This is a genomic window from Streptomyces sp. BYX5S (genome assembly GCF_054724165.1).
The window spans coordinates 2,055,202-2,081,933 of the sequence record NZ_CM138829.1; the positions used below are offsets into that span (position 1 = coordinate 2,055,202).

Genomic DNA, 26,732 nt, shown 5'->3' on the forward strand with positions numbered 1-26,732 from the left:
GGTCAGGCGGCCCTGATCGGAGGGCCGAACGGGGGACGCGCCCGCCCGGGAAAAGCGCTTGCCCCGCACCGTTAAACTGGCTCGTATGACGTTTCTTCTCTGGGTGCATTAGCGGCGCTGATTGGCCCCCGCCCTGTCAACCAGCCGTTAATCCTGTCCTGGAGTACCTCCCTTGATCACCGCATCCGGTATCGAACTGCGCGCGGGCGCGCGCATCCTCATCGAGAACGCCACCTTCCGGGTCGCCAAGGGCGACCGCATCGGCCTGGTGGGCCGCAACGGCGCGGGCAAGACGACGCTCACGAAGTGCCTGGCGGGCGAGGGCCAGCCGGCCGGCGGCACCATCTCGCGCTCCGGTGAGGTCGGCTACCTCCCGCAGGACCCGCGCACCGGCGACCTCGACGTGCTCGCGCGCGACCGCATCCTCTCCGCCCGCGGCCTGGACACCCTGATCCGCAAGATGCGCGAGAACGAGCAGCGCATCGCCAACGGCACGGGCGCCACGCAGGCCAAGGCCCTGCGCCAGTACGAGCGCCAGGAGACGGAGTTCCTCACCAAGGGCGGGTACGCCGCCGAGGCCGAGGCCGCCACCATCGCCGCCGCGCTCAACCTCCCGGACCGGGTGCTCGGCCAGCCGCTGCACACGCTCTCCGGCGGTCAGCGGCGCCGTATCGAGCTGGCCCGCATCCTCTTCTCGGACGCGGACACCCTCCTGCTCGACGAGCCCACGAACCACCTCGACGCGGACTCGATCGTCTGGCTGCGCGACTACCTGAAGACGTACAGCGGCGGCTTCATCGTGATCTCCCACGACGTCGACCTGGTCGAGACGGTCGTCAACAAGGTCTTCTACCTGGACGCCAACCGCTCCCAGATCGACGTCTACAACATGGGCTGGAAGCTGTACCAGCAGCAGCGCGAGGCCGACGAGAAGCGCCGCAAGCGCGAGCGGCAGAACGCCGAGAAGAAGGCCGCGACGCTGAACGCGCAGGCCGACAAGATGCGCGCCAAGGCGACCAAGACCGTCGCCGCGCAGAACATGGCCAAGCGCGCCGACAAGCTCCTCGCCGGCCTCGAAGAGGTCCGCCAGTCCGACAAGGTCGCCAAGCTGCGCTTCCCCGAGCCCTCGCCGTGCGGCAAGACGCCGCTCATGGCCGAGGGACTGTCGAAGTCGTACGGCTCCCTGGAGATCTTCACGGACGTCGACCTGGCCATCGACAAGGGCTCGCGCGTCGTCATCCTCGGCCTCAACGGTGCGGGCAAGACGACCCTGCTCAAGCTCCTCGGCGGCGCCGAGAAGCCGGACACGGGCCAGGTCATCGAGGGCCACGGCCTCAAGCTCGGCTACTACGCGCAGGAGCACGAGACCCTCGACCCGGAGCGCACGGTCCTGGAGAACATGCGCTCCGCCGCCCCCGACCTGGACCTGGTCCAGGTGCGCAAGACGCTCGGCTCGTTCCTGTTCTCCGGTGACGACGTCGACAAGCCGGCCGGGGTGCTGTCCGGCGGCGAGAAGACCCGTCTCGCCCTCGCGACCCTGGTGGTCTCGTCGGCGAACGTCCTGCTCCTCGACGAGCCGACGAACAACCTCGACCCGGCCAGCCGCGAGGAGATCCTCGGCGCGCTGCGCACCTACAAGGGCGCCGTCGTCCTCGTCACGCACGACGAGGGCGCCGTGGAGGCCCTCCAGCCGGAGCGGATCATTCTGCTGCCGGACGGAATCGAGGACCTGTGGGGCCAGGCCTACGCGGATCTCGTGGCGCTCGCATGATCCACGCGGTGATCCACTCCGTGATCACCGGCTGATCCATTGAATGATCCACTCCGTCTGGATCATTCGGCCGATCCGTGATCCTTCATCTGGGTGAGATCGCCTCGTACCCAGGTGTGTCGTGCACGGAATTCGGGGCCGCGTCGTCCATGGCGCCTTTGCGGCGCCTGGGTCGCTGCTGACCTGCCGCTTCTGTCGCGCGGGCAGTTTTCCGGGCCGCGAAACCCCGCCGGAATTCTTGATTCCACTCGTGCGGATCCCCGCCGCGAGCGGAATTGAGGGCCTATAGACCTTGCCGAATGGGTGGCCAGGAAGCCCGCAAGGGGTGATCATGGGAAATCCAGAGCGCACTTCCCATGAGGAGGCACGGGTGGCCGAGACTCTGAAGAAGGGCAGCCGGGTGACCGGCGCCGCGCGCGACAAGCTCGCGGCAGACCTGAAGAAGAAGTACGACTCCGGTGCGAGCATTCGGGCATTGGCCGAGGAGACCGGCCGCTCGTATGGGTTCGTGCACCGGATGCTGAGCGAGTCCGGGGTCACGCTGCGCGGTCGCGGTGGGGCCACGCGAGGCAAGAAGGCCGCGTCGGCCTGACCCTCGCAGGGTTCGTTCGGCTCACTGGCTCCAACTGACCACCCGGTCGGTCCGCTGTCCGGCCGGGTGGTTACTGTGCAGTCACTTACGCATGTGCGTTGCACACGACTGCGCAGACCCGGAGGTCCAGATGAACCTGCCCGCACCGCTGCTCGACCAGGACGGCGTCCGGCTCACCGTCGACGACGCGATCGCCACAGTGACCCTGACCAACCCGGACAAGCGCAACGTGCAGAGCCCCGCCCTGTGGCGTGCGCTGACCGAGGCCGGGCGTGCCCTGCCGGGGTCCGTGCGGGTCGTCGTGGTGCGTGCCGAGGGCAAGTCCTTCTCCGCGGGCCTCGACCGGCAGGCCTTCACGCCCGAGGGCTTCGAGGGCGAGCCGTCCTTCATCGACCTGGCGCGCGGCGACGACGCGACGCTGGACGCCACGATCGCCGAGTACCAGGACGCGTTCACCTGGCTGCGGCGCGGCGACATCCTGTCGGTGGCCGCGGTGCAGGGGCACGCGATCGGCGCGGGCTTCCAGCTCGCCCTCTCCTGTGACCTGCGCGTCGTCGCCGACGACGTGCAGTTCGCCATGCGCGAGACCAGCCTCGGCCTGGTCCCCGACCTGACGGGCACGCACCCCCTCGTCGGCCTGGTCGGCTACTCCCGCGCCCTCGAAATCTGCGTCACCGGCCGCTACGTCCACGCCGACGAGGCCGTCCGCAGCGGCCTCGCCAACGTCGCCGTGCCGGCGGCGGAGCTGGCGGACGCGACCCGTGACCTGGTGGCGGCCCTCGTGGCGGCCCCCCGCGACGCCGCCATCGAAACGAAGACCCTGCTCCAGGGCGCTTCCACCCGCACCCTGGACGCCCAACGTGCCGCCGAACGCGCCTCCCAGGCCCGCCGCCTCCGCGACCTGGCGGGCCTGGGCGACTGAAACGTCCGGCTCTCCAGCCCGTCCGGCGACTGACACGTCCGGCTCTTCAGCCCGTCCGGCGTTTGAGGACACCGGGGGGTCCGGGGGCGGCAGCCCCCGGGGACGGGACGGGAAGGGGCGGCGGGGGCGAGTTACGGCGTGAGGGCGGTGACGAGAACCGCGACGGTCGGGTTGCCGGGCAGCGCCCGCCCCACCGCCACCCGAACCGCCCCGGTCACCTCAATGGCCCGCGCCCCCTCCGCCACCGCCAGCTCCACCCGCACATGGCGCCGCGGCAACACCGCCTCCCCGCCCCGCTCCTCGACGTGGATCGCCCGCCCCAGCCCCCCGAGCGCCCCGGTCAACCGCACCACCCCCGGCACCCCGAGCACCGCCTCCGCCACCCGCTCCACATCCCCGGCGGCCCCGCCGGAGGCCTGATCGGCGGCCGGCGCGTCGGACTCCCCGGACTCCCCGGGCTCCTCGGACTCGTCGGCGCCGCCGGAGGAGGCCTCGCCCGCCGCCCCCTCCTCCTCCAGCAACCCCGTCACCCGCAGATCCACCTCCTCCACGACCAGCCCCACCCGCTCCGCCGCCCCCGCCAGCACCCCTCTCAGCCGATCGGCGGCAACCGGCAGAGGTTCGTCCGCCGCGGCCGCGCACTCCCCGCTGACCCGCAACGCCCCCGGCGCCAGCGCACTCGGCGGAGCCGGCACCACGGACTCCGCCGCCTCGTCGGGATCGGCCAGACCGATCCGCAACGCACCGAGCCGCACCCCACGCACCCCTTGCGCCGCACGGCGCAACGCCCCCGTGGCCGCCGGTTCCGTGATCCACGCCCCGTCACCGGGCCCGCCGAGCGGCAGCAGCCTGCCGAGCCCCAATTGCGTACGCACTGCCTGAGTCCATCGATCAGCCGTCATTGCCCCAGGCTGCCCCATACCGAGCGCGCCTTCGCGTAACCGCACTTAATGTGGGCAAAAGAAAGCAGCACCCCACCGAGATCACACCTCACCGAGGGGACGGCCCGATGAGTGACACCGCGCAGAAGCCGGGCGAGGCGCCCGCGCCCGCAGCAGGCAGGACCAACGTGACCAAGCGGGGCGGCGGCGACCCCGGCGGCCGGGGGCGGACCACCATCGCCGACGGCGTCGTCGAGAAGATCGCGGGCCTCGCGGCACGCGACGTCGAGGGCGTGCACGCCATGGGCAGCGGCATCTCCCGCACGTTCGGCGCGGTGCGCGACCGGGTCCCCGGCGGCACCAAGTCCGTGTCGCGCGGCGTGAAGGCCGAGGTCGGCGAGGTACAGACGGCACTGGATCTGGAGATCGTCGTCGAGTACGGCGTGTCGATCGCGGACACCGCGCGCGACGTGCGGGAGAACGTCATCACGGCGGTCGAGCGCATGACCGGGCTCGAGGTCGTCGAGGTCAACATCGCCGTCAGCGACGTGAAGCTGCCGGACGAGGAGGACGAGGAGCCGGAGTCCCGACTCCAATGACGTCCGAGGCCGTACTGACAACTCCCGCAGGTTCCACAGGCTTCACGGGCTTCCCCAGGAGGAGCGCACGATGAATCTGGCCGTGATCGGCATGATCGCCGGCATGGCTCTCGGGTTCGCCGGATACTTCGGCGGCTTCGGGGCCTTCCTGCTGGTGGCGGCGCTCGGCGCCATCGGCTTCGTCGCGGGCCGGTTCCTGGAAGGGGACATGGAACCCGGCGAGTTCTTCCGTTCGCGCGGCGATCGGCGGGGGTGACCGATGGCGGCACAGGTCGCGCCGGCCGAGCGCGGCGCGACCCGGATCGCCGACCGGGTCGTCGCGAAGATCGCCGCGTACGCGGCACGAGAGGCACTGACGCGGATCCCCGAGAACGGGGCGGCGCCGCACGCCACGGTGGCGGTGCGCGGCGACAGCGCGCGGGTCCGGATCAGCCTGGAGCTGGAGTATCCGGCGGACATCGGCACCGAGTGCGGTGCGGTGCGCCGTCAAGTCTCCGAGCGGGTGAGGGAGTTGGCGGGAATGGAGGTGCCCGAGGTGGCCGTCCAGGTTGAACGGCTGCACTCGGCGCAGGCCGACCGGGGGAGGATCCGATGAGCGATCCCACCCGGCCGGTCCCGGTCGTCGAGCACACCGGGAGCGGGCCCGACGAGTCGGCGTCCACCGCGTACGAGCCGCACCCCACGCTGGAGAGCGAGCAGAAGGCGACCCGCCTCTGGGCGGGTCGCCGGATCCCCGCGGCGCTCACCGCCCTGGTGATCCTGGGCGGCGCGGGCCTGCTGCTCTACGACGTCGCCGCCGTGCGCGCGGGGCGCGACTCCATGCAGTGGCGCAAGACCCTCGCCGACGAGCTGGCCACCCGGCCCCTCGACGACACCGCCGTGCTCATCGGCGCGGGCGTCGCGGCCGCGCTCGGACTGTGGCTGATCCTGCTCGCGCTGACGCCGGGGCTGCGCGCCCTGCTGCCGATGCGCCGCACGCACCCCGACGTCCGCGCGCTGCTGCACCGGGATGCCGCGGCGATGGTCCTGCGCGACCGGGCCATGGAAGTGGCGGGCGTGCAGTCCGTACGGGTCCGGATGAAGCGCTCCAAGGTGGACGTGCGGGCGCTCTCGCACTTCCGTGAACTCGACGACGTACGCGCCGACCTGGACTCCACGCTCGGTGCCGGCATCAAGGAACTCGGGCTCGGCAGGGCGCCGCGCCTCTCCGTGCGTGTCGCGCGGCCGGGGAAGAAGGGGTGAGCGGCGTGCTGAGGACCGTCAACCGGATCGTGCTCGGGTTGCTCGGGCTCGTCCTCGTGGTCGGCGGCGGATCGGTGCTCGCCGTCGGACTCGGTGTCGACCCGCCGTCGTGGTGGATCCACGACGGCCCGGACGACGTGCTGGTCAGCGACGCGGACCGGGCGCGGTGGCACGACGAGGGCTGGTTCTGGCCGACGGTCATCGCCGTGCTCGGCGTGGTCGTCCTGCTCGCGCTGTGGTGGTTCGTGGCCCAGTTGCGGAGGCGCCGGCTGGCCGAGGTGCTGGTCGACACCGGCGACGGCGAGGGCGCGGTGCTCCGGGGCCGGGCCCTGGAGAGCGTCCTCGTGAGCGGGGCGGAGTCCGTCGACGGGGTCGACCGGGCGGGCGTGCGCCTCATCGGCCGCCGCTCCGCGCCGCAGGCGCGGGCGACCCTCACGCTGGAACCCCACGCGGTTCCCGACGAGGCGCTCCGCCTGCTGAGCCAGGACGCCCTGAAGCAGGCGCGGGGCTCCGCGGGTCTCGCGGAGCTGCCCACGGAGGTCCGCCTCAAGGCGACCAAGCATCGCGCGGAACGGGTCAGCTGACCCGGTCAGAACCCGTGCCGGAACCCGCCGTCCACCGGCAGCATCACACCCGTGAGGTACGACGCCGCGGGCGACAGGAAGAACGCCGCGGTGCGCCCGAACTCCTGGGGCGTGCCGTACCGGCGCAGCGGGATACGGGACTCCTGCGCCACCCGCGCCGCCTCCGGATCGGCCGCCAGCCCGTCCAGCTCGCGCACGCGGTCCGTGTCGATCCGCGCCGGGAGCAGCCCGACCACGCGGATGCCGCGCGGGCCCAGCTCGTCCGCCAGCGACTTCGCGAACCCGGCGAGCCCCGGCCGCAGCCCGTTCGAGATGGTCAGCCCGGGGATCGGCTCGTGCACGGAGCCGGAGAGCACGAACCCGATGACGCCGCCCTCCTCCAACCGCTCGGCGGCCGCCCGCGCCAGCCGGACCGCCCCGAGGAACACCGACTCGAACGCGGCCGTCCACTGCTCGTCCGTGTTGTCGGCGACGAAGCCGGGTGCGGGCCCGCCCACGCTCACCAGAATCCCGTCGAACCCGCCGAACTGCTCGCGGGCCGCCGCGATCAGCCGCTCGGCGACGTCCGGGTCCGCGTTGTCGGCGGCCACCCCGTACGCGTTCGGGCCGAGCGCGGCCGCCGCCTCCTTGGCCTTCTGGTCGTCGCGGCCGCTGATGACGACCTTCGCGCCGTCGGCGACCAGCTCACGCGCGGCGGCGTTGCCGAGGCCCCGCGTCGCGCCGGTGACTACGTACACACGGTTCTTCAGTCCAAGATCCATGGCCCTATCCTCCCTCTCGTCCGTCCCGACCGCCGAACAGGGTCAGCGCCGTGCCGACGAGACCGATGTGGCTGAACGCCTGCGGGAAGTTGCCGAGCTGGCGGCCCGCCACGGGGTCGTACTCCTCGGCGAGCAGCCCCACGTCGTTGCGCAGCGACACCAGGTGCTCGAACAGTTCGCGCGCCTCCTTCGTCCGGCCCGTCATGTGCAGTGCGTCCGCGAGCCAGAACGAGCAGACGAGGAACGGCGCCTCCTGCCCGGGAAGCCCGTCCACCTCGGTCTCGTCGGTGCTGTAGCGGCGCAGCAGCCCGTGGTGCGACAGCTCGTCGCGGACGGCGTCGACCGTGCCGATCACGCGCGGGTCGTCGTGCGGCAGGAAGCCGACGCGCGGCAGGAGCAGCAGGGCGGCGTCGAGTTCCAAGGAGCCGTAGGACTGGGTGAACGTGCCGCGTTCGGCGTCGTAGCCGTGCTCGCACACGTCCCGGTGGACGGCGTCGCGCAGTTTGCGCAGCCGGTCGATGTCGCCGGGCAGCTCCGGGTCGGCCTCCATGGCGCGCACGGTGCGGTCCGCGGCGACCCACACCATGACCTTGGAGTGCACGAAGTGCCGGCGCGGGCCGCGTACCTCCCACAGCCCCTCGTCGGGTTCCCGCCACGCCTCCTCCAGGAAGTCGAGCAGCGCCAACTGGAGCCGCCACGCGTGGGGTTGGGCCTTCAGTCCCTCGCGGCGGGCGAGCGCGAGCGAGTCGACGACCTCCCCGTACACGTCGAGCTGGAGCTGGTGCACGGCGTCGTTGCCGGCGCGGACGGGGCGCGAGTCGCGGTAGCCGTCCAGCCAGCCGAGCTCCTGCTCGGGAAGGCGCCGCTCGCCCGCGAGGCCGTACATGATCTGGAGGTCGGCGGGGTTCCCGGCGGCGGCCCGCAGCAGCCAGTCCTGCCAGGCCTCGGCCTCGTCGAGATAGCCGGCCGAGAGCAGCGCGTTCAGCGTCATGGTCGAGTCGCGCAGCCAGCAGTAGCGGTAGTCCCAGTTCCGTACGCCGCCGATCTCCTCGGGGAGCGAGGTGGTGGGCGCGGCGACGATGCCGCCGGTCGGCGCGAAGGTGAGGGCCTTGAGGGTGAGCAGGGAGCGCTGGACGGCCTCCTTGTGCGGGCCGTCGTAGCTGCACCGGTCCGCCCACGCCCGCCAGTCCTCCAGGCTGTGCCGCAGTGACTCGTGCGGGTCGACGAGCGGGGGGCGCTGCTCGTGGGAGGGGTGCCAGGTCAGGACGAAGGCGACCGTCTCGCCCTCCTCGACCGTGAACCGGGAGTGCGTACCGAAGTCCTCGCCCCACGTGTGGACGTGCGGTTCGCTGCGCAGCCACACCGAGTCCGGGCCCGCGACCGCCACCTGGTGTCCGTCGGAGCGGCGCATCCACGGCACGACGGAGCCGTAGTCGAAGCGCAGGCGGAGCGTCCCGCGCAGGGTGACGCGTCCGCTCAGGCCCTCGACGATGCGGACGACGTCCGGGGCGTTGTCGCGCTGCGGCATGAAGTCGGTGACGCGGACGCTGCCGTCCGGTGTCTCCCACTCGGTGTCGAGCACGAGGGAACCGGGCCGGTACGCGCGCGAGGCGCACTGTCCGGCGCCGTCGGGGGCGAGCCGCCAGTAGCCGTTGTCCTCGTCGCCGAGGAGTGCGGCGAAACAGGCGGGGGAGTCGAAGCGGGGCAGACACAGCCAGTCGATCGACCCGTCCCTGCCGACGAGCGCGGCGGTCTGGTGGTCACCGATGAGGGCGTAGTCCTCGATATGTGGGCGCACACGGCACACGTTCCCCGTCATCGGCCGGGGATTGCATCACTGTTCCGGGCGAGTTCCGCGCCGGCGTCGTGAGCCGCCCGGTCAGCCGACGGGGGCCGGTGCCTCGGACTCGGCCGCCGAGTCCTCCTCCTTGCGGCGCCGCTCGCGCAGCTCGCGCCGGACGAGCACGATCCAGCCCACGGGCACCGCGGCGGCGAACAGCCACCACTGGATCGCGTAGGCGTAGTTCAGCGCGGAGTCCTCCTTGCCGGGGGCCCCGACCAGTTCGGGCGTGTCGCCCTTCGGCTCGGGCGCGGTCTGGGCGACGTACCCGCCGAGGACCGTCCTGCCCAGGCGCTCGGCCTGCTCCTTGCTGTTGATCAGCATGATCTGCCGGTCGGGCAGGTCCTTGAGGTCCTTGATACCGCTGGCCTCGGTCGTCTCGTTGGGCATCAGGCGGCCGGTGACGGTCGTCTCGCCGCGCGGCGGGGCCGGCACCTTCGGGTAGGCGGTCTGCGCCCCGGGCGCCGGGATCCAGCCGCGGTTGACCAGCAGGACCTTTCCGTCGTCGAGGACGAACGGGGTCAGGACGTGGAAGCCGACCTCTTCGTTGGAGTTGACGCGGCGGCGCACGACGACCTCGTCGTCGGTGTCGAAGCGGCCCTTCGCGGTCACCGAGCGGTACCGCTCGTCGCTGGTGACGGTGTGGTCGGGGGACGCCAGGTCCTCCACGGGCACGGGCTTCGCGTTGAGCGCGTCGGTGACCAGCTGGTTCCTGGCGTCGCGCTCCTCGTAGCGGTGCATCTGCCAGATGCCCAGCTTGATCATCGTGGGGATGAGGACGAGGGCGACCAGCGTGAGGATCACCCACTGCCGGGTCAACAGGAAGCGGTACACCCCATGACGGTACCGCCGGTGTCATGGGGTGCTTTCAGTGGGGTGCGCCCGATTGCGGCGGGCGTGTGCCGTGGCCGGGGACGGTCAGACGCTGTCGACGATGCCCACCTTCCCCTCCGCGCGGGAGCAGTGCGCCCCGCAGAACCAGTGCCCGTCGACCTCGACGCCCTGCCCGATGATGCGGCACCGGCAGTGCTCGCAGATGGGCGCCATGCGGTGGATGGCGCAGGAGAAGCAGTCGAAGACGTGCACCGCGCCCTGCGCGTGCACCTCGAAGGACATGCCGTAGTCGTTTCCGCAGACCTCGCAACGTGCCATGCGCCACAGGGTGGGTGCCGAAAGCGGCGCCGGGCGAGCGCGCGCGGGGCGAGTCGCCCCGCGTTCACCCGTCTGCCCGGCCTACGTGGCGTCCGCCGGGGCCACGTCCTGCAACAGCTGTCCGAACGCGGCCTCGTCGACGACCGGCGTGCCGAACTGCTTCGCCTTCACGACCTTCGACGTGTACGAGTCCGGGTCGTTGGTCACCAGGAGGCTGGTGAGCCGGGACAGGCTCGTCGCGACGTGCAGGCCCGCGTCGACCGCCCGGTCCTCCAGGAGCTCCCGGTCGACCGACGTGTCGCCGGAGAACGCCACCCGCATGCCCTGCTTGAGCGGTTCGCCCGGTTCGTACCGTCCCGGGTTCGGGTACGGGCAGGCGGGGCGCTTGCGGGAGGCGCGCCAGGTGCCGCCGCCCCCGCCGCCCCGGTAGGACGCCCCGGACTGACGCGGCACCGCGGCGCCCGACTGGTCCACCCACTCGGTGAGCGGACGGCATTCGAGCAGCGGCAGCCGCACATTGTCCGCGGCGGCCGCGCGCAGGCTCGGGCGGAACGCCTCCGCGAGCACGCGCGCGTCGTCGAGCGCGTGGTGCGCGCGCTCCTGGACGACGCCGAAGTGCGCCGCGAGCGACTCCAGCTTGTGGTTGGGCAGCGGCAGGCCGAGCTCCTTGGAGAGCGCGATGGTGCACAGCCGCTGGCGGACCGGCGCCGTGCGCTCGGCGCGCGCGTACTCGCGGGCGATCATCGACCAGTCGAACACCGCGTTGTGCGCGACCAGGACGCGGTCGTCGAGGCGCGTGGCGAACTCCTCGGCGATGTCGGCGAACAGCGGGGCCGACGTCAGCACGTCCGTCGTCAGTCCGTGGATCCACACCGGGCCGGGATCACGCTGCGGGTTGACCAGCGAGTACCAGTGGTCCTCGACATCGCCGCGCGCGTCCAGGCGGTAGACGGCGGCGGAGATGATCCGGTCGTCCCGGGACAGGCCGGTGGTCTCCACGTCGACGACCGCGTATCCCTTCGGATACGCGGCCGGCCAGGAGGCTGCGGACGCTGCGGTCGGATGGTCTTCGAGCATGGTCCCAGAGGATACGGGCCGTCACTGACACTCCGGTCGCCGCCGTCCCCCTCGGGGTCAAGTCGGCTGGCCGAGGAGCGACTTCACCAGGGCCCGTACGGAGGTCGTGAACAGCCGGTCCGGATCGACCGGAGTGGCCAGGGCCCGAGCCAGCTCCCGGTCGTTCTCGGCGCCGACCCCCCGCGCCCCGGCCCACAACTCCTCCTCACCGGGCCGCTGCACCGGCGAGCGCTCCCGGTTCCGCTCCACGAGGACGTGCCCGACGACCTGGAAGAGCACCGCCCGCACGGCTTCCGCGGCCGGCGCCCCGCGCAGCCCCGCCGCGTGCACCTCGTGCACCAGGGCCTGCTGCACCGGCAGGAACATGTGCTCGGTCAGGCCGCGCTCGTGCACCATCGCCACCAGATGCGGATGGGCGCGCAGCTGCCGCCGCAGGGCGCGGGCGATCGAGACGACCCGCTCCTCGGGGCCCCTGCCGCGCGGCCGGATCGTGCCGAGGTCGGCGACGGTGCGCCGCACGAGGGCGTCGAGCAGCGACTCGCGGTTGCCGACGTGCCAGTAGATCGAGGTGACGGCCGTGCCGAGCTCGGCGGCCAGCTTGCGCATGGAGAGCGCCCCGGGCCCGTGCTGCTTGACCAGCTCCGCGGCCGCGGACAGCACCTCGTCGCGGGTGAGCGGTGCACGCGCCATCCCCTCACCCCCTCAACTCCCTCCGGTGCACATGTCTTTACCCTTCATCGCCGCCGGTGTAACTGTGTTACAGGCGCCGAGCGAACGACCCCCGACACGTCACGGACGAAGGGCGGTACGACATGGCACGCGTACGGTACGGAGCGCGCAGCGAGGCGGAGATCGCCGCCGCACGCACGGCGAGCAGCAGACTTCCCGACATCTGGTCCACCGGCGTGGTCGCCGTGTGGGAGTCCGATCCGGACGCGGTGGCCGCGGTGCTGCCGCCGCCGCTGAAGCCCACCGGGCGGCCCCTGGTGCGGGCCAACATCAGCAGGGTCGAACTGCCGGGCTACCCGCTGGGCGCGGGTTCGGTGGCCGTCGCCGCCGAGCACGGGGGCGTGGAGGGCTGGTATCCGCTCGTCATGCCGATGACGCACGAGCGGGCGCTGATCGGCGGACGGGAGGTCTTCGGCGAACCGAAGAAGCTCGGCGAGGTCACGGTGGAGCGCGACGGGCTCGTCGTACGGGCGGCGCTCGCGCGGCACGGCATCGCCTTCGTGGAGGTGCGCGGCGCCGTCAGCGGGGACCTGCCGGTCCCGGAGCCGACGCAGAAGACCGACTTCTACTTCAAGTTCCTTCCCGGCGTGGACGGTTCGGGCTTCGACGCGGAACCGGTCCTCGTGCACTGCCTGCGGGGCGAGAAGGTCAGGAAGCTGGAACGGATCACCGGGGACGTCGTCCTGCGGGAGTCCATGTTCGACCCGGTCGCCGACCTTCCGGTGCGCACCCTGGTGGAGATCACCATCGGTGAGAAGACCACCGACCAGAAGGGCAGGGTCGTCGAGCGGGTCAGCGCCCAGGCCCTGCTCCCGTACATCCACCAGCGCTACGACGACCCGCAGCAGATCCACGACGGTCCGCCCGAGGGGAGCGCCTGACATGGAGCTGCGGGAGGGGCAGGTCGCCGTCGTCACGGGCGCGGCGAGCGGGATCGGGCTCGCCATGGCCCGGCGGTTCGCGGCGGACGGGCTCAGGGTGGTCCTCGCCGACGTCGAGAAGGGCGCGCTGGAGGGCGCCGCCGAGGAACTGCGGCGCTCGGGCGCCACCGTGCACGCGCGCGTGGTCGACGTCGGCGAGCGCGAACAGGTCATGGAGCTGGCCGAGGACACGTACGCGACGTTCGGCGCCTGCCATGTGCTGTGCAACAACGCGGGCGTCGGCTCGGGCGCCGAGGGCCGCATGTGGAGCCACGAGCCGAACGACTGGAAGTGGGCGTTCAACGTCAACGTGTGGGGCGTCTTCCACGGCATCCAGGCCTTCGTACCGCGCATGATCGAGGGCGGCGAGCCCGGCCACGTCGTCAACACCTCGTCCGGCGACGGCGGCATCGCGCCGCTGCCGACGGCGTCCGTGTACGCGGTGACGAAGGCGGCCGTCGTCACCATGACCGAGTCGCTGTACGCGCATCTGAGGGCGGAGCACGCGCGCGTGGGGGCGTCCGTGCTGTTCCCCGGACCGCACATGCTGCGCACCGGCCTGTGGGAGTCGCACCGCAACCGGCCCGAGCGGTTCGCGAAGGAGCGGCCGCGCAGGACGCCGTACCGCAGCCTCGACCAGTGGGAGGCCGCGATGAAGGAGGCCGGGAACGAGGTCGCGTTCACGCCCGTGGAGGAGGTCGCCGACTTCGTCGCCGAGGGCATCGCCGCGGACCGGTTCTGGCTGCTCCCCGAGAGCGAGCACAGCGACCGGCAGATCCGGGCGCGGTCGCGGTCGATGCTGGACCGGGCGAACCCGGCGTACCTGGAGAGCTTCATTCTCGACTGAGCACGGAGGGACGTGTGATGACCGACCAAGACCCGTACCTGATCATCTCCTCCGACTGCCACGCCGGCCTCCCCACCGAGGAGTACCGGCCCTACCTGGACAGCCGGTTCCACCGCGAGTTCGACGCGTTCCTCGCCGAGCGGGACAAGCGCCGCGAGGAGGCCACCCGGCTCGGCATCCGCAACGACGCGTTCGCCGCCAAGTGGTTCGAGGACAACGAAGAGGGCCTGCGCGGCGGCTGGGACACCGCGCAGCGCCTCAAGGAACTCGACGGCGACGGGGTGGCCGCCGAAGTCGTCTTCCCCGACGCGGACGCCGTCGACAGCCAGACCGCGGCGCCCTTCGGCGTCGGCCTCGGCCTCTCCGGCGACCAGGACCCCGAACTCGGCATGGCGGGCGCGCAGGCCCACAACCGGTGGCTCGCCGAGTTCGTGTCGCAGCACCCCGAACGGCACTGCGGCGTCGCCCTGCTGCCGGTCACCGCGGAGCCGGACAAGGTCGTCGCGGAGATCCACCGCGCCAAGGAGTCGGGGCTCGGCGCCCTGATGATCCCCTCCATGTGGGTCGACCAGGACCCCTACCACGCGCGCCGCTACGACCCCGTGTGGGCGGCGGCCGCCGAGTGCGAGATGCCCGTGGTGACGCACTCGGGGGCGGCGCCGCGCCACGAGTACGGCGACCATCTGGGCATCTACGTCAGCGAAGTGACGTGGTGGCCCGCCCGGCCCCTGTGGTTCCTGCTGTGGTCCGGTGCCTTCGAGCGGCATCCGGGGCTGAAGTTCGGCGTCGCCGAGTCGGGCTGCTGGTGGCTGCCGAACCTGCTGTGGTTCATGGACCGCCTCTACCTGGGCGCGCACGGCGGCAAGAAGCTCTCGCCGTTCGCCGAGCTGAAGCGCTCCCCGGCGGAGTACCTGGACCGGCAGGTCTTCGTGTGCGCCACCAACACCAAGCGCCGCGAACTCGCCCAGCGCTACGAGATCGGCGTCGACAACATCCTGTGGGGCAGCGACTTCCCGCACCCCGAAGGCACCTGGCCCGACACGCGCGCGTGGTTGAAGAAGACCTTCCACGACATCCCGGTCTCCGAGACCCGGCGGATGCTCGGACTGTCCGCCGCCGAGGTCTTCGGCTTCGACACCGCCACGCTGGCGCCGCTGGCCGCCCGCATCGGCCCGACCCCGGCCGAACTCGGCCAGGACGCCGACCAGAGCGCCGTCGAGGCGTCCTGGGCGCGCTCGCGCGAGGTGGGGCGGCACTGGCTGACCGAGCACGACTTCCCGAGCATCGGGGTGACCCCGTGAACACTCCCCAGGACAGGTACACCGTCATCTCCGCGGACTGCCACGCGGGCGCCGATCTCCTCGACTACAAGCCGTACCTGGAGTCCCGGCACCACGACACGTTCGACGCGTGGGCCGCCTCCTACGTGAACCCGTACGAGGACCTGCTCGCCGACACCGCCGACCGGAACTGGAACTCCGACCGCCGCGTCGAGGAACTGGAGCGGGACGGCATCGTCGCCGAGGTCGTCTTCCCCAACACCATCCCGCCGTTCTTCCCGTCGGCGTCGCTCATGGCGCCCGCCCCCACCCGCGAGGAGTTCGAGCAGCGCTGGGCGGGCCTGCGCGCCCACAACCGGTGGCTGGCGGACTTCTGCGCCGCGGCTCCCGGCCGCAGGGCGGGCGTCTTCCAGATCCTCCTCAACGACGTCGAGGAGGCCGTCAAGGAGATCCGCTGGGCGGCCGAAGCGGGCCTCAAGGGCGGCCTGTTGCTGCCCGGTACGCCGCCGGGCTCCGGCCTGCCGGAGCTCTACTCGTCGACGTACGACCCGATCTGGCGGACCTGCGCCGAACTCGGCGTCCCCGTCAACCACCACGCGGGCTCGGCGTCCCCGCCGCTCGGCGACGAACCGGCGGCCCGCGCGGTGTTCATGGTGGAGACGACGTGGTTCTCGCACCGCGCCCTGTGGCACCTCGTCTTCGGCGGCGCCTTCCGCAAGCACCCCGACCTCAGGCTCGTCCTCACCGAACAGGGCTCGGGCTGGATCCCCGGCGTCCTGGACATGCTGGACTACTACCACGCGCGCCTGGTGAAGGCCGCCACGCGCGCGAACACCGCCGAGTCCAAGTTCGGCGCCGGGCTCGCCGATTCGATGGGCAAGGGCCCCTCCGAGGTGTGGCGCGAGAACTGCTTCGTGGGAGCGAGTTTCATGCGCCCCCACGAGGTGCCGCTGCGGGATCGGATCGGCCTCGACAAGATCATGTGGGGCAGCGACTACCCGCACGACGAGGGCACCTACCCGTACACGCGCGAAGGCCTGCGCATCGCCTACGCCGGGCTGCCCAGGGACGAGATCGCCGCGATGGTCGGCGGCAACACCGCCCGCGTCTACGGCTTCGACCTCGGCCTCCTCGACCCCATCGCGGCCCGCGTGGGCCCCACGGTCGCGGAGATCGACGAACCCCTGAAGGAGCCGCCCGCGGACGCGACCAGCCCGGTGTTCGCGCCGGGGGCGTCGGTACGGGTGTGGTGAGGGTGCGGGGTGCCATGCTCGCCCCGTGACGGAACCAGAGGCAACGAAAAGTCATGACGAGGCCCACGGCGGCGCGCTCGGCTCGCGGCTCAACTGGCTGCGCGCCGCCGTCCTCGGCGCCAACGACGGCGTGGTCTCCACCGCGGGCCTCGTCGTCGGCGTCGCCGGGGCCACCGACGACCGCTCCACGCTGCTCACGGCCGGGCTCGCCGGACTGCTGGCCGGGTCGATGTCCATGGCCGCGGGCGAGTACGTCTCCGTGTCCACGCAGCGCGACTCCGAGAAGGCCGCCATCGCCCAGGAGAAACGCGAGCTGAGGGAGCAGCCGGAGGCCGAACTCCGCGAACTCGCCGGTCTGCTGGAGGGGTACGGCCTCAGCCACGAGGTGGCCGGGAAGGCCGCCGAACAGCTCACCGAACGCGACGCCCTGCGCGCCCACGCGCGCGTGGAACTCGGTATCGACCCCGACGACCTCACCAACCCGTGGCACGCCGCCTGGGCCAGCTTCCTCGCCTTCACGGCGGGCGCGTTGCTGCCCCTCCTCGCCATCGTCCTGCCGCCCGCCGCCTGGCGGCTGCCCGTCACGGTCGGCTCCGTCCTGCTCGCACTCGCGGTCACCGGCTACAGCAGCGCCCGCACGGGCGACGCGGCGGCGCGGCCCGCGGTGTGGCGCAACGTGGGCGGGGGAGCACTGGCGATGGCGGTCACGTACGCGGCGGGATCTTTGTTGGGAGCCGCCGGAGTCTGAGCCCTACCGACGGTAATACTTGTCGGTAACTACCTATAGGCGGGGACCGGTTCAGGCCCTTACGGTGCACGTATGTCGTCCCCGAACCTGCCCGACGTCGTGCTGTGGTCGATCCCCGCCTTCGTGCTGCTCACGATCGTGGAGATCGTCAGCGTCCGCATCCATCCCGACGAGGACGCCGCCGGCTACGAGACCAAGGACGCGGCGACGAGCGTCACCATGGGGCTCGGGAGCCTGGTCTTCGACTTCCTGTGGAAGATCCCGATCGTCGCGATCTACACGGCTGTGTACGAGCTGACGCCGCTGCGGGTGCCCGTCCTGTGGTGGACGATCCCGCTGATGCTGCTCGGGCAGGACTTCTTCTACTACTGGTCGCACCGCGGCCACCACGTCATCCGCATCCTGTGGGCGTGCCACGTGGTGCACCACTCCAGCCGCAGGTTCAACCTCACCACGGCGCTGCGCCAGCCCTGGACGAGCCTCACCGTGTGGCCGTTCTACCTGCCGCTCATCGCCCTGGGCGTGCACCCGGCGGCGCTCGCGTTCTGCTCGTCGGTCAACCTCGTGTACCAGTTCTGGATCCACACCGAGCGCATCGACAAGCTGTGGCGGCCCTTCGAGTTCGTCTTCAACACGCCCTCCCACCACCGCGTCCACCACGCCTCCCAGGGCGGCTACCTGGACCGGAACTTCGGCGGGATCCTCATCGTCTGGGACCGGCTCTTCGGCTCGTGGGTGGCGGAGACCGACCGCCCACGGTTCGGGCTCACCAAGAACATCGCCACGTACAACCCGCTGCGCGTCGCCACCCACGAGTACGCGGCCATCGCCAGGGACCTGCGTGCGGCCGCCGGCTGGCGCGAGCGGGCCGGGAGGGTCTTCCGGGGGCCCGGGTGGCAGCCCGCACCCGTCGCGGCGCCGGAGCCCCCGCAGAAGGTCACCGAGGGCGCCGCGTGAGGCTCGCCCCGGCGCTGCGGGCCACGTTCCTCGCCGTGTGCGCCGCGGACCTCCTCGCCCTGCTGGCGGGCGCGGACACCGCCCACGTCGTCCTCAAGCCCCTGCTCATGCCGGCGCTCGTCGCCCACGTGGTCGCGTGCCGCGGCCCCCGACTGCTGTGCGCCGCCCTGCTGCTGGGGTGGTGCGGCGACGTCCTGCTGCTCTTCGACCAGGACGCCGCGTTCCTCGCCGGGATGGGCGCCTTCGCCGTCGGGCACGTCTGCTACCTGGTGCTGTTCAGGAGGCAGGGGACGGCACGCGCGCGTGGTGCGCTGCTCGGGGCCGCGTACGCCGTCGCGCTCGTCGCCACCGTGGTCGCGCTGTGGCCCGATCTGCCGGCGGACATGCGCGGGCCCGTGGCCGCCTACAGCGTGCTGCTGACCTGCATGGCGTTCGCGTCGTCCCGGCTCGGGGCGGTGGCGGGCGCAGGCGGCGCGCTGTTCCTGCTGTCGGACTCGCTCATCGCCATGGGCGTCGCCGACTGGCCGGCCCTGCCGCGTCCCGACTTCTGGGTCATGGCCACCTACGTGGCCGCGCAGTACCTGATCGCCCGGGGCGTCCTCGGGGAGCGGGCCGCGCCGACCTCGGCGTACCGTGAAAGGCGCGTCGAAACCCGGCGCGTCGCTCACTGACCTGCATCGACTGCGGGACCCGCACGAAGGAACACCTCCCATGCGCGCCACCACCATCCACGCCCCGTACGACATGCGCGTGGAGGACGTTCCCGACGCCGCCGTCGTCCGGCCCACCGACGCCGTGGTGCGCGTCCTGCGCGCGTGCATCTGCGGCAGCGACCTGTGGGCCTACCGGGGCGAGGCCGCGCGGGAGCCGGGGCAGCGGATCGGGCACGAGTTCCTCGGCATCGTCGAGGAGGCCGGGTCCGAGGTGTCCGTCTTCAAGCGCGGCGACCTGGTCGTCGCGCCCTTCATGTGGTCCGACGGGGTGTGCGACTACTGCCGCGAGGGGCTCACCACGTCCTGCGAGCACGGCGGGTTCTGGGGCGCGGTCGGCCACGACGGCGGCCAGGGCGAGGCCGTGCGCGTCCCGTACGCCGACGCCACGCTCGTCGCGCTGCCGGCCGAGGCCGCGTCGGACGACCGCCTGCTGGCCGCCCTCCTGACGCTGTCCGACGTGATGGGCACCGGCCACCACGCGGCGCTCGGCGCGGGCGTGCGCGAGGGTTCCACCGTCGCGGTCGTCGGGGACGGCGCCGTGGGCCTGTGCGGCGTCCTCGCGGCCCGCCGGCTCGGCGCCGAGCGGATCATCGCGCTCGGCCGCCACCGGGCCCGTACGGACATCGCGCGGAGCTTCGGCGCCACCGACGTCGTCGCCGAGCGCGGCGAGGCGGCCGTCGCGGCGGTCCGCGAACTCACCGGCGGGCAGGGCGCGCACGCGGTGATCGAGGCGGTCGGCACCGAGCAGTCCATGCACACCGCCGTGAACATCACCCGCGACGGCGGCGCCATCGGCTTCGTCGGCGTCCCGCACGGCAGCGGCACCGGCGTCGACCTGCGCGTCATGTTCGACCACAACATCGCGCTGCGCGGCGGCGTCGCCCCCGTGCGCAGCTACATCCCGGACCTGCTGCCCGACGTCCTGGACGGCACCATCGACCCGTCGCCCGTCTTCGACATGACGGTCGACGTCGAGGGCGTGCCCGGCGGCTACAAGGCGATGGACGAGCGCACCGCGCTCAAGGTGATGGTCACCAACTGAACCGAACGCCAGGCGCGTCGGTCCGTCTCCCTGGTGACGCGAATCTTCGACTGACCGTGCTTCAGCTCCTCCCAGTCGTCCATGAAGCGTGCCGCCAGACCGTGGGCCGCGGCCAGGGAGAGCAGTGTCCCGGTGCGGTAGTAGAAGTCCTCGCGCAGCACATGACCCACCTGAGCCGCGTCTACGACAAGCCCGGCGTGCGCACGCGCGCGGTGGCGGCCGCGGCACGGCACCGTCTGCTGCCGTGAGCGCACCGCCGGATCACCAGCGGATCGGCACCGGCAGCGCCGTCAGCACGGCCGACACCGCCACCACGACCGCCAGGATCACCACCTCCGCGCGCGCGGGCGCGTAGGCGCTCGTACGGTCCTGGGCGCGGCGCAGCCGCAGCCGGGCCGCCAGGGCGAGCGCGGCCACGACGGCCACGAGGAGGACCTTCGCGAGCAGCGCCCGTCCGTAGGCCGTCGTCGTCAGCTGGTCGAGGACCGTGCTCGGCGGCATCCGGCGAAGCGTGCTGCACACGCCCGTCGCGGTGATGGCGGCCAGCAGGAGCGCCGCCACGCGCGCGTAGCGGCCCAGCAGGGCGGTGCCCGCTTCGGGCGCGGCCCGGCGCCAGGCGTACGTGGTGCGCAGCACGTACAGCAGCCCGCCCACCCACAGGGCGGCGCACGTCAGATGGACCAGGGTGAGCCCCGAGCCGAGCAGCGCGCTGTCCTCGGTCGGCGGGTGCGCCCGCAGCGCCTCCGCGACGATCACTGCGGCCAGCGGTGCCAGCGCCGTCCCGGGGCGCCGTGAGCGGGCGCACAGGGCCGCGATCAGGAAGCCGTTGACCTCCAGCAGGGCGAGCGTGCCGTCCCGCGTCCCGCCGAGGCCCCCGAGGTCGAGGGCGGCGAGGCCGCGCGGGAGCAGGTTCCCCGACGCCACCACGGAGGCGAGCCCGAGCGCGGCGGCGCACCCGGCCCACGCCGCGGGCGCCGACCACGTGCGGGCCGGCTCCCGCAAGGGGTCCGCCCGGCGCGCGAGGAACCCGGCGAACACCTCGCCGACCTGCACGCACAACGCCGCGAACACGACCGTACGGAGGACCGAGACCACGCCGACACCGGGCGCGGCGGCCTCACCGGTGCCGTCGAGCGCGGCGCGCGGGCCCAGCAGCGGGATCAGCGCGGCCAGGGCGACGAGCACGAGCACGGCGGCGGCGCGCCCCGCGCCGGGTCTGCGCAGCGGGACGTCGGCCCCGACGGGTACGGGGGCCTCGGCGGGCGGCGGAACGGAGCTCATTTCTGGATCTTCACCAGGAGGTGCGGAACCCGGCAAGCGCAGGCCTACAACTGGGGCATGGGGCTCCGGTCCACGCGGGGTCGGCTCCGGTGCCGCGGTGGGCTGGTTCACGACTACGTAGGACGTGCATTCGAGGCCGCTTGGTTCACCGGCCCTGCGCCGGCAGCCGTATCGCGACGTGGCCCCGCTCAGCCCGCGGGCAGCCACTCCGCCACGTCCGTGCCCCAACACATCGGCGGGCGGGCCCAGTTCGCGGGTCCGCCGGAGAACGACAGCGGGGGCAGGGCGTGCCGCAGCCGGCCGATCGGGCTGTCCGCCTCGCTCAGCCAGGCGGCCGGGTCCCGCGCCTCGTACGGCTCCGCGTGCCCGCCGTGCTCCGTCCGCCCCGGCCCCGGCCGCGCACCCCGCACGAGCCAGGCCGCCGTCTGGGCGAGCGCGAGCCGCAGCACCCGTGAACCGCCGTCCGCCGTCTGCTCGGTGAGCGAGCGCAGCACCGCCGCCGCGAGCAGATACCCCGTGCCGTGGTCCAGCGCCTGCGCGGGCAGCACCCCGGGCCGCTCCCGGGACCCCTCGGCCGCCGCGATGCCCGACGCGACCTGCACGAGGCTGTCGAAGCCGCGCCGCCCGCCCCACGGCCCGTACCCGCCCCACGCCGAAAGCCCCGCCACCACCAGCCCCGGGCGCCGTTCGACCAGCGCCTGGGGAGCGAGCCCGAACCGGTCGAGCGCGCCGGGTCGGTACCCCGTGACCACCACGTCCGCGCCCGCGAGCAGCTCGTCGAACGTGCGCCGGTCCGCCGCGTCCGCCAGGTCGAGCCGGGTCGAGCGCTTGCCGAAGCCGGTGTCGGCGTGCGCGTCCGGGGACTCCGGCAACTGGGGCGCGTCCACCCGCAGCACGTCCGCGCCGAGCAGCGCCAGGGTGCGCGTCGCGACCGGGCCCGCGATGACGCGCGTGAGGTCGAGGACCCGGACCCCGGCCGCGGGCGACAGCACGCCGCGCGACAGTCTGCGCGGCGGCGCCGAGTCGACCCGGTCGCGGGTCAGGAGCGGGTGCGCCGCCACCCGCGCGCCCTGCGGGTGCGCCAGCCACTCCTCGGGCGTGCGCAGCGCGACGGCCAGGCCGCCTGCCGCGTGGACCGTCTCCTCCACCTCGAACGCGGAGCGCTCCGCGAGCAGCGCCGCCACCTCGTCCACGGGAGCGTCGGCGTCGATCCCGAGGGTCGCGCACAGCCGCGCCCGGTGGTGCGGATAGTTCGCGTGGGTGCGCAGCCAGCCGTCCCGCGCGCGCCAGAAGCGGGACAGCGGAGCGAAGTCGACCGGGGCGCGCCCGTCGATCAGCAGATGCCGCTCGCTGGTGAACGCGGTCGCGACCGCCCCGTCGTCGACGCGCACCCGTATGTCGCCCACCGGATGCCTCGCGCGCGTGGCGGCCAGTTCGGCGGCGGCCAGGGAACAGGCGCCGACACAGGATCTGGCCAGGTCGAGGACGGGCAGGCGGGCGGGCAGCGCACCCGCGCGCGTGAGGTACGAGATACGGGCGGGCAGGGCGGGGTCGCCGCCGAGCGCCGCCCACGCGGCCTGGGTGTCGACCGGTCCATGGGGCGCATGTGTCATGTCCGCACTATCGCGCAGCGGTTGGCCCCGGCACACGAGCGGCGCACGCCGAGGGCCGGGCGGCGCACGCCACCCGGCCCTCCTGCGTTGCCCTACAAGGCCCGTGCGGAGCGGGTCACTTGACGGCCTTCAGCGCGTCGACGATCCCGTGTCCGTAGAAGCCGTTGCGCTGGAGCCCGCCCTCGCAGACCGCGTCCACGGTGCCGTCGCCGTCCCCGTCGTACGAGGTCGGGCAGGCCTCCTCGTCGGCCTGCGCCTTCATCAGGGCCTGCAACTGCGCCGGAGTGGCCTTCGGGTGCGTCGACTTCAGGAGCGCGGCGACACCCGCGGCGTGCGGCGAGGCCATCGACGTGCCCTGGAGCCAGCCGTACTCGCCGCCCGGCATCGTGGACAGAATGCGTCCGTTCTTCGACGGGGTGTCCGCCGGAATCTGGTACTTGTCGCCGCCCGGCGCCGCGATGTCGATGACGCCGTTGCCGTACGTCGAGTAGTACGACTTCGCCTTGTTCACGCCCGTCGCGCTGACCGTGACGACACCCGGCAGCTGGGTCGGGATGTCGAAGCAGCTGTGCGGGTCGATGGTGCGGGTGACCGGCGTCGAGTCGTCGGGGCTGGTGTCGTCCACGATCGCGTCGGAGTCGAGGTCGTGGTTGGAGTTGCCCGCCGACGCCAGGTTCAGCGTGCCCTTGCGCTGGGCGTACAGCTGCGCCCGGTTCACCGCGTCGACGATGGCCCGCTGGTCGGGGTCGTCCACGCAGTTGTAGAGCCACGGGTCCACGTAGTAGCTGTTGTTGGTGACCTCGATGCCGTGGTCGGCCGCGAACACGAAGGCGCAGACCACGCTCTCCGGGTAGAACAGCTCGCTGACCGGGTCCGCCACCTTGATGCCCGCGACCTTCACGCCCGGCGCGACACCGGCGACGCCGATCCCGTTGCGCGCGGCGGCGATCTCACCGGCGACGTGCGTGCCGTGGTAGTGGTCCGGGGTGGCGGGCCGCCAGGCGCCCGGCGAGGTGTCCGCCTTGCCGCCCACGCAGTTCGCGGACTGGGAGGCGGAGAAGTTCGGGGCGAGGTCCGGGTGCGTGTCGTCGACGCCGGTGTCGATGACACCGACCGTGACCTTGCGGCTGCCCGGGTTGATCTTCGCGGCCTTGTCCGCGCCGATCGCCCGCAGGTCCCACTGGTCGGCCTCCAGCGGCTCCTGCGCCGAAGTCGACTGCTTGGCGACCGACTTGGCCTGCGCCGCCGACAGCTTCTGCACGGCGCCCTCGTCCGTGGTGCCCGCGAGGCTGAGCGGTGAGGTGCGGGTCGCGCCCGCAGTGAGCACGCCCTTCGCGGCGCGTATCTGCTTGCCGAAGTCGGGGTTCGAGGAGTGCACGACGAAGACGCCGATCTTCGCGTACGTGGCGACGACCGAGCCGCCGGCCGCGGATATCGCCTTCGACACCGAGGAGATCGTGCGCGCGTCGGTGCCGCGCGTGTTCACCACGTAGGCGAGTGCGGAGGCCGAAGTGGCGCTCGCCGCGGGGGAGTCGGCCGTGGGAGCCGCGGCCGCGGACGGCAGGAAACCGAAGGATGCCGTCAGAGCGATTCCGATCGGCAGGGCGAGGGCCATGCGGCGCCTGGGCGTCAGGCGTCTGGCAGGCAGATGAGCCATGGGGTCTCCACATCATCCGTCGTAACGAGGAAATGCCCGGGAGTTGCGTGGCCCCCGGACAGGTACATGACGCGTGGTGCGGTGTGAAGGTATCCCCGGCCACCGCAGGTCAGCAACGATTTCCGAAAGAAACAAGGTGAGTTGAACCGCTCCGCGGATGCTCCCGTGCCGTTGTGCAGGGAGTCGGGGCGCTCTACCATCGCGACCCGGCCCGCGTGATCCAGATCACGTTCAGGTCTGAGAGCAAGCACCCATTTCCGAGGAGAACCGTGGCCACCGACGCACCACCACCGCAGAAGGGCAGCCCGGACAGCGGGCCCGCACTGCCTTCCACCGAAGAGTTCATCGAGGTGCAGCAGAGCGCGGAGTTCGGTGAACTGCGCCACGCGCACCGCTCGTTCGCCTTCCCGCTGGCCATCGCGTTCATCGCCTGGTACCTGGTGTACGTGCTGCTGTCGAACTACGCGGGTGGCTTCATGGGCACCAAGCTCTTCGGCAACATCAACGTCGCCTTCGTCCTCGGGCTCGGGCAGTTCCTGACCACGTTCCTCATCGCCTGGTGGTACTCGAAGCACGCCGCCGCGAAGCTCGACCCCAAGGCCGAGGCGATCAAGTCCCGGATGGAGGGCGGCGCATGAGCCCCGCAGTGACCCTCGCGGCCCAGGAGGCCAGCGAGCACCGGCCGCTGATCATCAGCCTCTTCGCGGTGTTCGTCGTCGCGACCCTCGTCATCACCGTCTGGGCGGGCCGCCAGACCAAGAGCGCCTCCGACTTCTACGCGGGCGGCCGCCAGTTCACCGCCTTCCAGAACGGCCTCGCGGTCTCCGGCGACTACATGTCCGCCGCGTCGTTCCTCGGCATCGCGGGCGCCATCGCCCTCTTCGGCTACGACGGCTTCCTCTACTCGATCGGCTTCCTGGTCGCCTGGCTGGTGGCGCTCCTCCTGGTCGCCGAACCGCTGCGCAACTCCGGCCGCTACACGATGGGCGACGTCCTCGCCTACCGGATGCGCCAGCGCCCCGTCCGCACCGCGGCCGGCACCTCGACGATCGTCGTCTCGATCTTCTACCTGCTCGCGCAGATGGCGGGTGCCGGTGTCCTGGTCTCCCTGCTGCTCGGCATCACCACGGACACGGGCAAGATCCTCATCGTCGCGCTCGTCGGCGTCCTGATGATCGTGTACGTCACCATCGGCGGCATGAAGGGCACCACCTGGGTGCAGATGGTCAAGGCGGTCCTGCTGATCGCCGGCGCCATCCTGCTGACCTTCCTGGTGCTGCTGAAGTTCAACTTCAACGTCTCCGACCTGCTGGGCACCGCCGCCTCCAACAGCGGCAAGGGCACACCGTTCCTGGAGCCGGGCCTCAAGTACGGCGCCACGTCCACGTCGAAGCTCGACTTCCTCTCGCTGGGCATCGCGCTCGTCCTCGGCACCGCCGGACTGCCGCACATCCTGATCCGCTTCTACACGGTGCCGACCGCCAAGGCCGCCCGTAAGTCGGTCAACTGGGCCATCGGCATCATCGGCGCCTTCTACCTGATGACGATCGCGCTCGGCTTCGGCGCCGCGGCGCTCATCAAGCCGGCCGAGATCATCGAATCGAACCCGGCGGGCAACACGGCGGCGCCCCTGCTCGCACTCCATCTGGGCGGCGTCGACTCCAGCTGGGGCGCGATCCTGCTCGCCTCGATCTCGGCGGTCGCCTTCGCCACGATCCTCGCGGTCGTCGCGGGCCTCACCCTGGCCTCGTCGTCCTCCTTCGCCCATGACATCTACGCGAACGTCATCAAGAAGGGGCAGGCCTCCGAGAAGCAGGAGATGAAGGCCGCCCGCTGGGCCACCGTCTTCATCGGCATCGTCTCCATCGCCCTCGGCGCCCTCGCCCGCGACCTGAACGTCGCCGGCCTGGTGGCGCTGGCCTTCGCGGTCGCGGCCTCCGCGAACCTGCCGACGATCCTGTACTCGCTGTTCTGGAAGCGGTTCAACACCAACGGCGCGCTGTGGTCGATCTACGGCGGTCTGTTCTCGGCGGTCTTCCTGGTCCTCTTCTCGCCCGTCGTCTCGGGCAACCCGAAGACCTCGATGTTCAAGGGCGTCGACTTCCACTGGTTCCCGCTGGAGAACCCCGGCATCATCTCGATCCCGGTCGGCTTCCTGCTGGGCATCATCGGTACGTACATGGCCAAGGAGAAGGCCGACAAGGGCAAGTACGCCGAGCTGGAGGTCCGCTCCCTGACGGGCACCGGAGCGCACTGACCTGCCCACCGCGT

The 26,732-nt window shown here is 72.2% G+C and carries 28 protein-coding genes and 1 pseudogene; 18 read left to right on the forward strand and 11 right to left on the reverse strand.

The window, feature by feature from the left end; translation table 11 throughout:
• Positions 1-172: 172 nt before the first annotated feature.
• From ACYBSK_RS09295 to ACYBSK_RS09305, 3 genes are all read left to right on the forward strand, one after another.
• Complete coding sequence (locus tag ACYBSK_RS09295; RefSeq protein WP_460245752.1) at positions 173-1,771, forward strand: ABC-F family ATP-binding cassette domain-containing protein; 1,599 nt, start codon at positions 173-175, stop codon at positions 1,769-1,771.
• A 370-nt stretch (positions 1,772-2,141) separates the two neighbouring features.
• Positions 2,142-2,363, forward strand: a complete 222-nt coding sequence (locus ACYBSK_RS09300) for a helix-turn-helix domain-containing protein (RefSeq protein ID WP_006123601.1) — start codon at positions 2,142-2,144, stop codon at positions 2,361-2,363.
• A gap of 130 nt (positions 2,364-2,493) precedes the next feature.
• Positions 2,494-3,285: an enoyl-CoA hydratase/isomerase family protein gene (locus tag ACYBSK_RS09305; protein WP_457476406.1), complete on the forward strand. Its 792-nt coding sequence runs from the start codon at positions 2,494-2,496 to the stop codon at positions 3,283-3,285.
• Positions 3,286-3,416: 131 nt separating this feature from the next.
• Here the strand turns inward: ACYBSK_RS09305 and ACYBSK_RS09310 are convergent, their stop codons facing one another.
• Complete coding sequence (locus ACYBSK_RS09310) at positions 3,417-4,187, reverse strand: nucleopolyhedrovirus P10 family protein (RefSeq protein ID WP_460245753.1); 771 nt, start codon at positions 4,185-4,187, stop codon at positions 3,417-3,419.
• Between the two features lie 107 nt (positions 4,188-4,294).
• Here ACYBSK_RS09310 and ACYBSK_RS09315 point away from each other — a divergent pair, with 107 nt between their 5' ends.
• The 5 genes from ACYBSK_RS09315 to amaP all read left to right on the forward strand — a co-directional run bounded on the left by ACYBSK_RS09315 (position 4,295) and on the right by amaP (position 6,591).
• On the forward strand, positions 4,295-4,765 hold the full coding sequence (locus tag ACYBSK_RS09315) for an Asp23/Gls24 family envelope stress response protein (RefSeq protein ID WP_460245754.1): 471 nt from the start codon (positions 4,295-4,297) through the stop codon (positions 4,763-4,765).
• A 70-nt stretch (positions 4,766-4,835) separates the two neighbouring features.
• Positions 4,836-5,021: a hypothetical protein gene (locus tag ACYBSK_RS09320; RefSeq protein ID WP_457476409.1), complete on the forward strand. Its 186-nt coding sequence runs from the start codon at positions 4,836-4,838 to the stop codon at positions 5,019-5,021.
• Positions 5,022-5,024: 3 nt separating this feature from the next.
• Complete coding sequence (locus ACYBSK_RS09325; RefSeq protein WP_457476410.1) at positions 5,025-5,360, forward strand: Asp23/Gls24 family envelope stress response protein; 336 nt, start codon at positions 5,025-5,027, stop codon at positions 5,358-5,360.
• Entirely contained in the window at positions 5,357-6,007 is a 651-nt protein-coding gene (locus ACYBSK_RS09330) for a DUF6286 domain-containing protein (protein ID WP_460245755.1), read from the forward strand. Before ACYBSK_RS09325 ends, ACYBSK_RS09330 begins: the two co-directional genes overlap by 4 nt.
• Positions 6,004-6,591 (forward strand): alkaline shock response membrane anchor protein AmaP, encoded by a 588-nt coding sequence (amaP, locus tag ACYBSK_RS09335; protein ID WP_460245756.1) that lies wholly within the window; start codon positions 6,004-6,006, stop codon positions 6,589-6,591. Before ACYBSK_RS09330 ends, amaP begins: the two co-directional genes overlap by 4 nt.
• Before the next feature lie 5 nt (positions 6,592-6,596).
• Here amaP and ACYBSK_RS09340 read toward each other — a convergent pair whose 3' ends face one another.
• The 6 genes from ACYBSK_RS09340 to ACYBSK_RS09365 form a co-directional block, all read right to left on the reverse strand.
• Positions 6,597-7,352 (reverse strand): SDR family oxidoreductase, encoded by a 756-nt coding sequence (locus tag ACYBSK_RS09340; RefSeq protein WP_460245757.1) that lies wholly within the window; start codon positions 7,350-7,352, stop codon positions 6,597-6,599.
• 4 nt (positions 7,353-7,356) lie between these two features.
• Positions 7,357-9,150: a glycoside hydrolase family 15 protein gene (locus ACYBSK_RS09345; RefSeq protein WP_460245758.1), complete on the reverse strand. Its 1,794-nt coding sequence runs from the start codon at positions 9,148-9,150 to the stop codon at positions 7,357-7,359.
• An 81-nt stretch (positions 9,151-9,231) separates the two neighbouring features.
• Positions 9,232-10,026, reverse strand: coding sequence for an SURF1 family cytochrome oxidase biogenesis protein (locus tag ACYBSK_RS09350; protein WP_457476415.1), 795 nt, complete (start codon positions 10,024-10,026; stop codon positions 9,232-9,234).
• 84 nt (positions 10,027-10,110) lie between these two features.
• Positions 10,111-10,344: a hypothetical protein gene (locus ACYBSK_RS09355; protein WP_356388499.1), complete on the reverse strand. Its 234-nt coding sequence runs from the start codon at positions 10,342-10,344 to the stop codon at positions 10,111-10,113.
• A gap of 81 nt (positions 10,345-10,425) precedes the next feature.
• Entirely contained in the window at positions 10,426-11,421 is a 996-nt protein-coding gene (locus tag ACYBSK_RS09360) for a DEDDh family exonuclease (protein WP_460245759.1), read from the reverse strand.
• Between the two features lie 57 nt (positions 11,422-11,478).
• Positions 11,479-12,111 carry a TetR/AcrR family transcriptional regulator gene (locus ACYBSK_RS09365; RefSeq protein ID WP_460245760.1) on the reverse strand — a complete coding sequence of 211 codons (633 nt, stop codon included), beginning with the start codon at positions 12,109-12,111 and terminating at the stop codon, positions 11,479-11,481.
• A 122-nt stretch (positions 12,112-12,233) separates the two neighbouring features.
• Here ACYBSK_RS09365 and ACYBSK_RS09370 point away from each other — a divergent pair, with 122 nt between their 5' ends.
• The 8 genes from ACYBSK_RS09370 to ACYBSK_RS09405 all read left to right on the forward strand — a co-directional run bounded on the left by ACYBSK_RS09370 (position 12,234) and on the right by ACYBSK_RS09405 (position 19,910).
• Positions 12,234-13,031 carry an acetoacetate decarboxylase family protein gene (locus ACYBSK_RS09370; RefSeq protein WP_457476418.1) on the forward strand — a complete coding sequence of 266 codons (798 nt, stop codon included), beginning with the start codon at positions 12,234-12,236 and terminating at the stop codon, positions 13,029-13,031.
• A gap of 1 nt (position 13,032) precedes the next feature.
• The gene (locus ACYBSK_RS09375) at positions 13,033-13,917 is read left to right on the forward strand and encodes an SDR family NAD(P)-dependent oxidoreductase (protein ID WP_460245761.1); all 885 of its coding nucleotides are present in this window, start codon (positions 13,033-13,035) and stop codon (positions 13,915-13,917) included.
• A gap of 17 nt (positions 13,918-13,934) precedes the next feature.
• The gene (locus ACYBSK_RS09380) at positions 13,935-15,218 is read left to right on the forward strand and encodes an amidohydrolase family protein (RefSeq protein ID WP_460245762.1); all 1,284 of its coding nucleotides are present in this window, start codon (positions 13,935-13,937) and stop codon (positions 15,216-15,218) included.
• Positions 15,215-16,450, forward strand: a complete 1,236-nt coding sequence (locus ACYBSK_RS09385; RefSeq protein ID WP_460245763.1) for an amidohydrolase family protein — start codon at positions 15,215-15,217, stop codon at positions 16,448-16,450. The genes ACYBSK_RS09380 and ACYBSK_RS09385 overlap by 4 nt, the downstream gene beginning before the upstream one ends.
• 25 nt (positions 16,451-16,475) lie before the next feature.
• Entirely contained in the window at positions 16,476-17,198 is a 723-nt protein-coding gene (locus tag ACYBSK_RS09390; RefSeq protein WP_457476422.1) for a VIT1/CCC1 transporter family protein, read from the forward strand.
• Between the two features lie 72 nt (positions 17,199-17,270).
• A complete protein-coding gene (locus ACYBSK_RS09395; protein WP_457476423.1) occupies positions 17,271-18,155 on the forward strand; it encodes a sterol desaturase family protein in 885 nt (294 codons plus the stop codon).
• Complete coding sequence (locus ACYBSK_RS09400; RefSeq protein ID WP_457476424.1) at positions 18,152-18,826, forward strand: lysoplasmalogenase; 675 nt, start codon at positions 18,152-18,154, stop codon at positions 18,824-18,826. The genes ACYBSK_RS09395 and ACYBSK_RS09400 overlap by 4 nt, the downstream gene beginning before the upstream one ends.
• Before the next feature lie 40 nt (positions 18,827-18,866).
• Positions 18,867-19,910 (forward strand): zinc-dependent alcohol dehydrogenase family protein, encoded by a 1,044-nt coding sequence (locus ACYBSK_RS09405; protein ID WP_457476425.1) that lies wholly within the window; start codon positions 18,867-18,869, stop codon positions 19,908-19,910.
• Here ACYBSK_RS09405 and ACYBSK_RS09410 read toward each other — a convergent pair.
• The 4 genes and pseudogenes from ACYBSK_RS09410 to ACYBSK_RS09425 all read right to left on the reverse strand — a co-directional run.
• Positions 19,859-20,074 (reverse strand): annotated as a pseudogene (locus ACYBSK_RS09410) (hypothetical protein); the annotation flags it as partial. The gene ACYBSK_RS09405 and the pseudogene ACYBSK_RS09410 overlap by 52 nt on opposite strands.
• Before the next feature lie 97 nt (positions 20,075-20,171).
• Positions 20,172-21,191 carry a CopD family protein gene (locus ACYBSK_RS09415; RefSeq protein WP_460245764.1) on the reverse strand — a complete coding sequence of 340 codons (1,020 nt, stop codon included), beginning with the start codon at positions 21,189-21,191 and terminating at the stop codon, positions 20,172-20,174.
• A 188-nt stretch (positions 21,192-21,379) separates the two neighbouring features.
• Entirely contained in the window at positions 21,380-22,804 is a 1,425-nt protein-coding gene (locus tag ACYBSK_RS09420; RefSeq protein WP_460245765.1) for a CoA transferase, read from the reverse strand.
• A gap of 115 nt (positions 22,805-22,919) precedes the next feature.
• Entirely contained in the window at positions 22,920-24,461 is a 1,542-nt protein-coding gene (locus ACYBSK_RS09425) for a S8 family serine peptidase (protein ID WP_457476428.1), read from the reverse strand.
• Positions 24,462-24,730: 269 nt separating this feature from the next.
• Between ACYBSK_RS09425 and ACYBSK_RS09430 the strand changes: the two genes are divergently transcribed.
• Both ACYBSK_RS09430 and ACYBSK_RS09435 read left to right on the forward strand, forming a co-directional pair.
• The gene (locus tag ACYBSK_RS09430; protein WP_460245766.1) at positions 24,731-25,099 is read left to right on the forward strand and encodes a DUF485 domain-containing protein; all 369 of its coding nucleotides are present in this window, start codon (positions 24,731-24,733) and stop codon (positions 25,097-25,099) included.
• On the forward strand, positions 25,096-26,718 hold the full coding sequence (locus ACYBSK_RS09435) for a solute symporter family protein (protein ID WP_457476430.1): 1,623 nt from the start codon (positions 25,096-25,098) through the stop codon (positions 26,716-26,718). The genes ACYBSK_RS09430 and ACYBSK_RS09435 overlap by 4 nt, the downstream gene beginning before the upstream one ends.
• Positions 26,719-26,732 lie beyond the last annotated feature (14 nt).